This is a genomic window from bacterium, assembly GCA_020444325.1.
Lineage (GTDB): Bacteria > Bacteroidota > Ignavibacteria > SZUA-365 > SZUA-365 > BM516.
In genome coordinates, this window is record JAHLLD010000010.1 from 160,763 (window position 1) to 171,506 (window position 10,744).

Sequence of the window (10,744 nt, forward strand, 5' to 3'; positions counted from 1 at the left end):
TTTATTAGAGTAAAGCAGATACTTTGTTCCTGGCGATAGCGCGCCATTCCATGAAAGCGGTTTTATGCGACGTCATTTTCGCAGATTCGTATACCGGCCCTCCCACTATGTCTTCATCGTACTCCTTCCCTTGCTGTTCACGCAGTGCGGGGACACGGATTCATCGGCCTCAGACGAAGACAAGACTGATGTCTTCCTGCAGACCTGTGAACGCATCAATTCCCGCATAAGAGCTTCCTCTGCTTCCGATCGCAGCCGGGCCATTACACTGCTGCAACGTGGATTTCACATCGCCGACTCCATGCATAATCCCGCCGCAAAAGCGCTCTTTGCGCAATCGCTCGGCGTCCTCTACTTCGAACTCGACAGGTTCGATTCCGCACAGCAATACTGTGATAGCGCTATCCATGCCGCCACAACTTCCGCAAATGACGAACGTATCGCCGGCGCCTATATCCTGCGTGGCATTCTGCTCAATGAACATGTAAAAACGGACAGCGCCCTGGCTGCGTTCCGTATGGCTGAGCAACACATCGATCCTTCGTGTGACACTCTGCTCTATACAAAGCTGCTCTCCAACCGTGCGAACACACTCTCGCGGCGTGGGAACTATGCCGCTTCCATCGAAGCAAACCTGGAAGCTGCGAAATTGCTCGAGCAGATGAACATGCATGCCACACTGGCCGTGATTTACGACAACATCGCCAGCGACAACAGCTCGCTTGGGGAGAATGAACTTGCGATCCGCTTCTACAAACGCGCGATAAGCCACAATCTGAAAGAGAATGATCTCCAGCATTTGACCACGAACTTCGCAAACCTCGGCGTTACGTATAAATTGCTCGGAAAGCTCGACAGCGCGCGTGAATGCTATTTTCTTTCCCTCTCCCTTGCCGAGCAGCTCGATCTGCCGGGATCGCAAGCCCAGAACTATCACAATCTCGCGAATTCGTACCGCATCGACGGCGACTTCAACCTGGCTGAGCAGATGTATCAGCGAAGCATACAGATCTCGGAAGACAATGGCATGCAATACGGAGTGCTTCTCAATTCAATGGGACTCGCCGGACTCCGCATGCTCGAGGGCAAATATGACGAGGCGGAACATCTGTACAGGAATGTGCTGCCGAAGCTCGTGGCGCAGGGTCTGCTGCATGAACAATCCATGGCATACAAAGGACTGTCGCGCGTGCAGGAGAAGCGTGGGCAGTATGCCTCCGCCCTCAGATGGCAGAAAAAATTTCACGCACTGAATGACAGCCTGCAGAAGGCGTCGGCAGGCTCGAAAATCAGAGAGCTGCAGTCCATCAGCATTGCTGCAGAACGAGAGGCCGAAAATGCCGAACTGAGGTCGGAACTCACACTGCACCAGATGACAATTGCGCGGCAGCGCACCCTGGTCATCGGTATTTCGATCTTCACCATCGCCGCGCTTGCGTTCATCGGTTTCCTCGTCGCAGCGAGACGGCGGCGGATGTCAGCACTCGCCATGCTCGAAGAGCAAAAGCGAATTACGGAACAGAAGTCCGAACAGCTCACGCAGTCCAATGCGATCAAGGAACTGCTGCTCGATATCATCACGCACGACCTCTCGAATCCGGCAGGCACCATTCGCAATGCGGCAACGCTGCTCAAAGATGAGAAACAGCAGGATGAACTGCTCGACATCGTTTACCGAAGCAGCGGAAGGCTTATCGATATCATTGAGAATGCCAGGACGCTCAGTCATGCCACGGTCTTCGACAGCATCCCGCATGAAACGCTTTTCGTCAAGGCACTGGTCGAGCGTGCGTATGAAGAATATGAAGCACAGCTCAAGCGGGCCGGCATGGAATGTGAGATAGACATTGACCCCCGTCTTACCGTTGAGGCGAATCCCGTGATCGTTGAGGTGATAAAAAATTATCTCAGCAACGCAATCAGGCATGCAAGCGAGGGGAGGCGCGTGGTTATCGATGCCGTACGGCATGCAACCGGCGTTGATATCAGCGTCGCTGATTTTGGAAAAACAATCCCTGACGCAGATCGTGATCTCATCTTCAAACGGTCCATTCAACGCGCGCATGCCGCAACACATGGACACGGTCTCGGGCTGGCGATTGCTGAACGCATTGCGCATGCGCACGGAGGCGAAGTGTGGGCAGAGCCGAATGAACCGCATGGCAATCGATTTGTACTTCGGCTTCCATTCAACGGAAAAGCGTTCAGGTGAAAAAAGAATCCCGCAATTGCGGGATTCTTTTTTCGAGGGTTTCCGGTATTTCCTACTGTACGTTTTTCATAATCCGTTCCAGTTCTTCACGATTGCCACCACTACGCACCATGGCTTTCAAAGCCTCGATGTATGTGGCACGGAAAGAAGAGTTGTTCTCCAGTTCCGTCAGCAGGGCAAAATCGTTCGGGTCGTGTCCGAGTCCGCGAAGCTCTGACCGCACGACACCGAGCGCCTGGGAAAAGACGTCTTCGGTAATGAGGTCGGGATTCGGTTCTGCGTCACCGGGGATCGGATCTTCATTCCCCGTGACACTGTGGACCTGCGCATCCCCGGGAGCGGGCTGCGCTGTCGTCCCGTCACCCGCCTCAGCATCAACACCAAAACGGGCGAGACGCTGGTCGAAATCCGGAACGAGCTCACGGAGCACACTCTCCATCGCAGTCATGCGTGCCTGCATCTTTGCAATCGTTTCATCCTGCTTCTGCAGAACACTGACACTCGACTGCACGGGCATACCCACGGCAACGTTCACGTAACCGGGCGTACCGGCTGCGAGCGTACCCCAGGCAACACCAACGACAGAGGATGCCTGCTCGGCCGTCAGGTCAGAAGGTGCGACGGCGTAACCGACACCGTTGTTGTCACCGGTCGGGAGAATGTAGTCACCGGGATTGACCGGGCCGACGGCTTTGACGGGAACCTGTCCCATGAAGGCACACATCTCATACTTGTCTTCATCGCCTTCAGGCGGGGTATTTCCAAGAACGATCGGTGATTTCGAGATCACCATGACCATGTCTCCGTCCTGGATGTCCTTGCTGATCATTCCACCACGCACGCCGACGATATCGCCGAAAATGAACTTCTCCGATGCGTCCGCACGCGGCAGCCACTCGGCATAATCCGCGTTGCCTGAATTGTATGCGACGCCGAAATCCTGAATGTAGCGTGCCTGCTCCACACCCACTTCAACGGCGAGGAGAATGATCTTCGCTGTCGCGTAGACGATCTTTGCGATACCCGGGGAGACCGTAACAACACCGAGTCCGACACCGACACGGAAATCCGTGACTTCGGATATCAGTTCAACTGCTGCATCGCTGACATCGAACACATGGCGGAGGGTCATCAGGATATAATCCAGACTGAGCAGACGTTCTGCCTGCGTTTCCGCCTGGATACTGCCGCGCTTGCCGCCCTTGTCCCAGAATCCCATGTACTCGTTGTCGTGATTGGCATTGACATCGAGGTACACGGCCACGCCCTGATTCTTGCCTTTCACATACAGCGGATGGGATGCCGCACTCGAACTGCTTCCGGAAGATCCGGCGGTGTTGTCGACGACGGTCTTACCGCTCACATTGAGATTCTTCTTGATACCTACACCACCATCGACAACGAGGGCACCATTGCTGCTGCCTGTCGACTGCGTGCTGTTGGTAATGCTGGTCAAACCTTCAAGTACCGTCTCACCTTTATTGATCAGTGTGATCGGGGCGATCGGGGTGGGATTGAGAAGACTGTCATAGGTGGGATCCGGATTGCGGCCGATGTCCGCATAGTTTTCCACGATCAGGTTTTTAAATGAGGCAGTGCCGCCAACCTTGAGGTTGCGACCGACGTATGCATCGTACCCTACGCCGAGATCGCGTCCAACGTTGAGGTTCTTCTCCACGCCCGCGCCACCTTTCGTATGGAAACTGCCAAGGAAGTTCGATTCATTGATCGAATAGATATCCTGGATCACGGGGACATCGGTCAGGTCATGAATGGTTGTGACGCCATCAATATCCATCGTGCCACCGACAATCGTGTTTCCGGTAATCTCCGCAGTTCCGTCGAGATAGCTGTTGCCGACAACATGGAAGGCATATTCCGATTCGGTGACACCGGACCAGATCGGTCCTTCGACCATCAGTCCATTCTCCGGTGCCGGATAGCCGCCTGCATAGTCGGATCCGATGGCGACGTTGCCGGCGACACCCAGTCTGCTCAGCGGGGCAGGTGTGCCAAAACCAACATCACCCTGCACGAGGAGTCCGTTGCTCGGGGCTTCATACGTGCGTGCATATTCCGCGCCGATGGATGTGTTCCCCGCGACGCCCAACCAGCTCTTCGGTATGGTTGTCCCGATTCCCACTTTCCCTTCAAACGCGGCGCCATCAGCAGGAGCCTCGTTATCGGAAAAGTTACCACCGACCGAGAGTCCGCCACTGACGCCGAGCATGCTGCCCGGACCGGCGGTTCCAATGCCAACGCGTCCCTCAAACAGCGCACCGTTGAGCGGTGGGAGGTTGATCCCGGTGAAGTGCTCACCGACGATGAGTTCACCCGATACTTCGAGCTCCGCTGTCGGATTCGGCTCGCCGATACCAACATGTCCTTCGACAATCATTCCGTTCTCCGGCGCTTCGATGTTGCCGGCATAATTCTGCCCGATGGAGGCATTGCCCGAAACATCCAGCTTGCTTGCCGGGTGGTCGGTGCCAATACCGAGTTTGCCGTAGGCCGTAAGGCGCATACGTTCGATGTTGTCGGTGCGGAACACCAGGTCGACACGATCCGATGTTCCCACAAAATCCTGCGCAGCGTTTGTACCTTCGTTCCCGAAGGTCGACCACGGACTGCCCAGTGAATTTGACCCGTTCGTCTGGTTTCCACTCGCATCGCCGTTGCGCAGCCGGTCGGCTTCAGTCGCGTGCAATGCGTGGAAAGCGTACGGTACGGAAAGCAGCTGGGAGGAACCGAGAAGGGAATAATCCGTTCCCCCGTTCTCGTCCATTTCCACCTGCAACCAATAGCTGTTCTCACCCCAGGGAAGCGCATCGAGTGCTCCCTGTCGCAGATCACCGGCACCGACCTGCAGTGTGAACATGCCAAAGTCATTCGTGACCACCGAGTGCCGCTCGGTGTACACTGCGCTCCCATTGGGGCCATCCTGAAGGATGGAGATGCGCAGACTCAGCTCTCTGTCCTGCAGCACTGTACCGTCGAGATCCCGTGCGACACCCTGATAATTCATCAGCGTAGGCGACTGGGCAAACATGGTGACAGCACAGAGCGGGAGGAGCAGGAGTATAGCAAATAAGCTTCTCATGATGTTTTATTCTCTGTGATAATTATTGTGCCTTGACGATTTTGTAGAGTCCCAACTGTTTTCCTTTCCCGGAAAATGCTGCTAGCATGTACAGGCCACTGGGCATACTGTCGAATGTCAGTCGCGTGACCTGGTCACCGCTGCGCACGTTCTCACGCATGACTTCGGAACCGAGAAGGTCATAGACGACAAGCGTCATGTCTTCATCGACACCGGCCATGCGTACAAGCACGGAATAGCGTGTGGGATTTGGATAGAGATCGAGGGAGAAAGGTATACTCTCTTCCCGGATGGGAATCACGGAGAGGAAGGCCTGCTGGAAGCCCTCACTGATGGTTCCGGCATGCGACTGGTGCGTCGCCACGGCTGTCTGTCCCACGGTCCATGAAATACTCATGGATGCCGTCCGGGCGTAACCGCCTGAAATGGCAAGCACGGCAGGATCAATTTCCTGCGCCTGCGCACTGAAGGAACACAGCACCGCCAGCAGAACCATGTAGGCATGTCTGGCTTTCATAGGTGTGATACAACCTCCGATATGATGTGAATGATGGAAATACCATCATACCATTCCACCGGCTTCAGCCGTATCACATGCTGCAACGCATTGTTACATGCGTGCGCTTCCCGTCATACTCCTGCGATGAGTACTTCAATATGCTGGAAAGCCCATGCGAAGCATATACGCACTTGTGCGTATTCAGTGTTCTTTTCGCGCCTGTCCCATGGCGAAGGTAAGCAATGCGTTTCTCCCCTGCAGTCGCAGCTTCCGAACCATATTGCTGCGGTGCTTCTGCACTGTTCTGTAACTGATGTACATCGCATCAGCAATTTCCCTGCTTGTGCGGTTCTCCGCGATTGCGCGCAATATCTGCAGTTCCGTCGCTGTCAGGATTGATTCGATGTGTGGGGCAACAGTGAAGCTGTCTCCTTCGAGGAGCTGCTCGGCACAGACGGAGAGGAAGTATTCGCCTGCACTGCAGCGGTGAACTGCTCGCACATACTCCTCGACATCATCCTCGATACAGAGAAGGCCACGATGCCGCTGTCTGGATGCCTGTTCAGCTCCCTCCGGTGTGAGCGCTCCGAACAGCAGCACGATACAGAGGCAGCCACGCTGTTTGAGTCTGCGAAGGAGAGCAGCGGTGCTCTGTCCGGGGAGGGCGAGATCGAGAAGAAGTATTTCCGGGTGTGCTCCGTGGCAGCTGCGTATCACTTCCTCCGCCTTTGCAGCGGTGGAGGTTACGAGGATGCCGCGCTCCTGGTTCAGGGCACGAAGCAAGCCCTCGCGGTAAAGCGAAACGGCCGAAGCGATACACAACGTAATCATGCAGGGATAATATCTGTCCGAAACGAGGAAAACAAGCAATGGTCCGCCCCGGCTTCTTTGAGGAGAAGCCCGGGCGGACCATGCCGTGTCAGGATGCCCTGATGCGGTCAGGCATCAGAACGTATTGGAGCGTTGCGCTCCGTCAACGACTCAGAATCATCTTCCGTTCGACCTGGCTGTCGCCCGCGCGGATCATGTACAGGTACACGCCGCTTGAGAGCTGACGGCCGAGATCGTCACGACCATCCCATTCCACCGTATAGCTGCCACCTGACAGCACACCGCTTACGAGTGTACGCACGGGCATGCCCATGGTATTGTACACCCGCAATTCCACGTGCTGTTCGACGGGAGTACCGAAGGAAATGAGTGTCGTGGGATTGAAGGGATTCGGATAATTCTGGGCGAGGGTCACACGTCCGGGCGTCGGGAGGGTTTCCTCCTCGAAATCCTTGGGCTTCTGTGTCGGAACAGTAACAACGGCGGAGGCCACGCTGCTGTTGCCCGAGGTATCGGTCGCCGTGTAGGTGAGGGTATACGTCCGCACACCCTGCACGTTCTTTGCACGGAACATGAAGTTCTCGTCCAGGATGCCGAGGGTCACACCATCGACATCGCCATTGATGTTCTGGTTGCTGGTCAGGGAAGTCAGCACTGCGGTCGCGCCAGGGACGTTGTCCCACACTTCCACTGTTGCCTTGACCTCTTCCATCTGGTTGTTGGCCGGCCAGAGATACAGCGGCGCAACACTGACGTTGATCTGCGGATCTTCATGATCCTCGACCTTGACGACGAAACTGCACATGGCGATCTGATTGCTTGCGTCAATTGCCATGTAGGCCACATACGTCTCGCCTACCGGGAAGAAGTCCCCGCTGCCGAGTCCGTCAGTACGAATGATTTCAACTTCGGAGCAGCCGCTCGATGCGGTTGGCGGAGCGAAATTCACGGTTGCGCCCGGGAGTCCTGGGTCGGTATGTACCGTCATGTTTCCGGGACAGCTGATGCTGGGCGGCTCGCCTACGACGGTGACGATCTGAATGTCCGTCGCGCGATTTCCATTCGCGTCGATGGCAGTCCAGATAACCCTGTGCGAGCCGGCAGTGAGTGTCACACCGGCGCTGTTCGTGACGTTGGGGACACTGCAGTTGTCGTAGCTGGTTGCGCTGCCGAGAACCTGAGCGTCTACCGTCCAGTAACAGGTACCGTTGTCCACTGGGACTTCAATATCCGGCGGTGCGACCACGGAAGGCGGTGCGCCGTCGAAAATGGTCACCTTCTGCACAACCTGCGTCATGTTTCCGGCACCATCCATTGCTGTCCATGTCACATCGGTTTCACCAATCGGGAAGATTGTGGGCTTGTCGTTTGAGACCACGACGCCCGAGCAGTTGTCCGAAGCGGTCGGGGATCCGAGGCTGACCGTTGCACCGTCGCGCGAACAGGTTCCGGTATCCGCAACAAGCTTGAGATCAGGCGGTGCGAACAGATTCGGCGGTGTGGCATCTATCACTGTCACATCCTGCGTCGCCTGACTGCTGTTCCCGGATGCATCCGTTGCCGTCCAGGTCACTGTCGTTGTCCCGAGAGGGAATATCCCCGGCGCGTTGTTCGTGACCTCATAGGTGCAATTGTCGCTCACCGTCGGCGTTCCAAGCATCACCTGGTTGAACGGAATGCTGCACTGGCTGCCGATGGTGTTGAGCTGAAGCGCTGCCGGAGCAGTGATTGTGGGATCTGTCACATCATTCACCGTAACGGTCTGGGTGCCGACTGACTGATTCCCTGAAGCATCCTCTGCCGTCCACACCACAACGGTCAGACCGACAGGGAAAAATGACGGTGCGTTATTGGATACGGTGGGTGTACCGCAGCCATCCGTGGCGCTGGCCGTTCCAAGTTGCGCTGCAGTAAGTGTCGTACCACAGGTGTTGGCGTTGGAGGAGGCATCCACCGTAAGATTCGCGGGCAGCGTCAGCTGCGGCGGCGTGTTGTCCTTTACGGTGACCTCGATATTGATCTGTGTCTGGTTGTGGCTCAGATCGATCGCGGTGAGCGTCAGCACCTGTTTGCCAGTATCCGCACAGGTGAAACTGGTTGGGGTAACACTGGTGCTGAGAATGCCGCAATTGTCGTAGGAAGACAGGAGCACGGTATCCGGCGTAATTGTCGTCGTACCGCCTGCGGGATCGAGATACACGGTAAATGCCGGATGCGCATTGATAATCGGCGGAATATCATCCAGTGTCATCTGCACTTCATAGGAACCGATATCCGGGAATGCAACGAGATCGTGATCGCCGTTGAAACGTCTCGACTGTCCACGCTGATCGGTCATGATTCCCGTCCCCACGGTGTCTTTGACAGCGTCGATGGCACGGGAACACACAAGAAGCGCATGCGTGCGCGTCAATCCACCGTTAAGACGTAGTTCATCGAGAGAGGATGGCACCGGCTCATCCGTCGTGCCGGTGATGTCACTGGCGCCCCACCCGGAGCTTCCATTCGCGGCGCTGACAAGGTTGTTCCCCTGTGTCGAGGCTGTGCCGTACACCTGGGGACCCATTGCTGCACCGTTCTCCGCGAAAAGACTGCGCTTCGGCTGGAGCGTTCCGCTGTTGTGCACACCACCACCCTGTGTCGCATTATTAAACGCGATGGTGCTGAAATCAAAGGATGCGGTTCCGCCATTGCGGAGTCCGCCACCGTTGTTATCGGCATCATTGCCGCTGATTGTGCTGCTCGTGATCGTCACGGTACCGGCATTGCTGATACCGCCACCATTTGCTGCGCGATTGTCATTAAACGTGGATTTCGACAGTGCGAGAGTTCCGGAAACTGCTGTCGAGGCTGCGCCACCACTGCCATTCGCGGAATTACCGCTGAACGTGCTTCCGTAGACCATCGCGGAAGCGCCGGCGACATAAAGTCCGCCACCGTCGCCCCCGGCCGTGTTATCGGCAATGTCACTCGTACTTATGAGTGCATACCCGGCTACTGCAGCGATTGCGCCGCCATGAATATAGGATTCGCAATGCACGATGCGGGTGTCGGTCAGACGCAATGTATCGCCTTCCTGGTAGATCGCCCCACCGCGCTGTATCGCCGTACTCCAGTGAATGAGACTGGAGGAGACACTCAGCCAGCCGAAGGACTGAATGGCGGCTCCGTCAACCGCACGTCCGGAGGCCAGTGTCAGCCCCGACATCTCCACGGCATACCCCGTGTCAACTACGAAAATACGATTGAGATCGTTTCCGTTGACCTCGAGATTGCTCAGTCCGGGGCCGGCAACGATAAGATCGTGTCCGAATGTGATCTCACCGAGATGAAGAAAAATTGTTCCTGTCAATCCGGCAGCAAACGTGATGCTGTCGCCGGTGACAGAGTATTCGACGGCTTCGCGCAAACTGGTTCCCGCTCCAAGCAAGGGGTCAGCAGACGCGTCCAGCTCATCGACCAAAGTAGTTACGGTCAGCGCGACTCCGGAAGGCACCGGTTGTGCCATTGCCTGCTGCCCTTCCACGAGAAAGGCGAACAGCAATAACGCACAGCCTGCCAGGGCAAACCGCAATCTATGTGTACTTGCAGATATCATCGTGATCCTGCTCCGCTGGTTTCTGATTCAGTGTATATGGAGATTCAACGCCAGCTGTTCTTGCCGACCCGTACGCATAAAACAGTACGGTCCGCATGGATACATCGGCGCAATCAGCTCAAACGGTCAATCTCCAGCATCGCAGGGTATGGAGAGCGTCTGTTGGCATGTGATTGTGGTGTATGACTCACCAATAGTATGGAATTACATCGCTGCTGCCTATACGCACTTGTACGTATATGTGAGCAGATCTCAGATTGCAGATTGCAGATTGCAGATTGCAGATGGCGGATTGCAGATTGCAGATTGCAGATTGCAGATGGCAGATGGCAGATGGCAGATTGCAGATGGCGGATTGCGGATTGCAGATTGCAGATTGCAGATTGCAGATTGCAGATTGCAGATTGCAGATTGCAGATTGCAGATTGCAGATTGCAGATTGCAGATTGCAGATTGCAGATTGCAGATTGCAGATTGCAGATTGCAGATTGCAGATTGCAGATT

General features: G+C 55.7%; 6 protein-coding genes. 2 read left to right on the forward strand and 4 right to left on the reverse strand.

Translation table 11 applies throughout. The features are described from left to right. The first annotated feature begins 64 nt into the window (after nt 1-64). Complete coding sequence (locus tag KQI65_13565) at nt 65-2,212, forward strand: tetratricopeptide repeat-containing sensor histidine kinase (protein ID MCB2205768.1); 2,148 nt, start codon at nt 65-67, stop codon at nt 2,210-2,212. A gap of 52 nt (nt 2,213-2,264) precedes the next feature. Here the strand turns inward: KQI65_13565 and KQI65_13570 are convergent, their stop codons facing one another. The 4 genes from KQI65_13570 to KQI65_13585 all read right to left on the reverse strand — a co-directional run bounded on the left by KQI65_13570 (nt 2,265) and on the right by KQI65_13585 (nt 10,240). Continuing rightward, entirely contained in the window at nt 2,265-5,312 is a 3,048-nt protein-coding gene (locus KQI65_13570; GenBank protein MCB2205769.1) for a hypothetical protein, read from the reverse strand. 22 nt (nt 5,313-5,334) lie between these two features. Further along, nucleotides 5,335-5,829 carry a T9SS type A sorting domain-containing protein gene (locus tag KQI65_13575; GenBank protein MCB2205770.1) on the reverse strand — a complete coding sequence of 165 codons (495 nt, stop codon included), beginning with the start codon at nt 5,827-5,829 and terminating at the stop codon, nt 5,335-5,337. A 183-nt stretch (nt 5,830-6,012) separates the two neighbouring features. Continuing rightward, a complete protein-coding gene (locus KQI65_13580) occupies nt 6,013-6,642 on the reverse strand; it encodes a response regulator transcription factor (GenBank protein MCB2205771.1) in 630 nt (209 codons plus the stop codon). Nucleotides 6,643-6,784: 142 nt separating this feature from the next. Next, the gene (locus tag KQI65_13585; GenBank protein MCB2205772.1) at nt 6,785-10,240 is read right to left on the reverse strand and encodes an HYR domain-containing protein; all 3,456 of its coding nucleotides are present in this window, start codon (nt 10,238-10,240) and stop codon (nt 6,785-6,787) included. Between the two features lie 271 nt (nt 10,241-10,511). Between KQI65_13585 and KQI65_13590 the strand changes: the two genes are divergently transcribed. After that, a partial coding sequence (locus tag KQI65_13590) for a hypothetical protein (GenBank protein MCB2205773.1) occupies nt 10,512-10,744 on the forward strand: 233 nt, incomplete at its 3' end.

What these genes read in the sequence shown, in the direction of transcription:
- KQI65_13565 (MCB2205768.1), top strand. Translation starts at nt 65, where the DNA reads ATGCGACGTCATTTTCGCAGATTCGTATACCGGCCCTCCCACTATGTC.
- KQI65_13570 (MCB2205769.1), bottom strand. Translation starts at nt 5,312, where the DNA reads ATGAGAAGCTTATTTGCTATACTCCTGCTCCTCCCGCTCTGTGCTGTC.
- KQI65_13575 (MCB2205770.1), bottom strand. Translation starts at nt 5,829, where the DNA reads ATGAAAGCCAGACATGCCTACATGGTTCTGCTGGCGGTGCTGTGTTCC.
- KQI65_13580 (MCB2205771.1), bottom strand. Translation starts at nt 6,642, where the DNA reads ATGATTACGTTGTGTATCGCTTCGGCCGTTTCGCTTTACCGCGAGGGC.
- KQI65_13585 (MCB2205772.1), bottom strand. Translation starts at nt 10,240, where the DNA reads ATGATATCTGCAAGTACACATAGATTGCGGTTTGCCCTGGCAGGCTGT.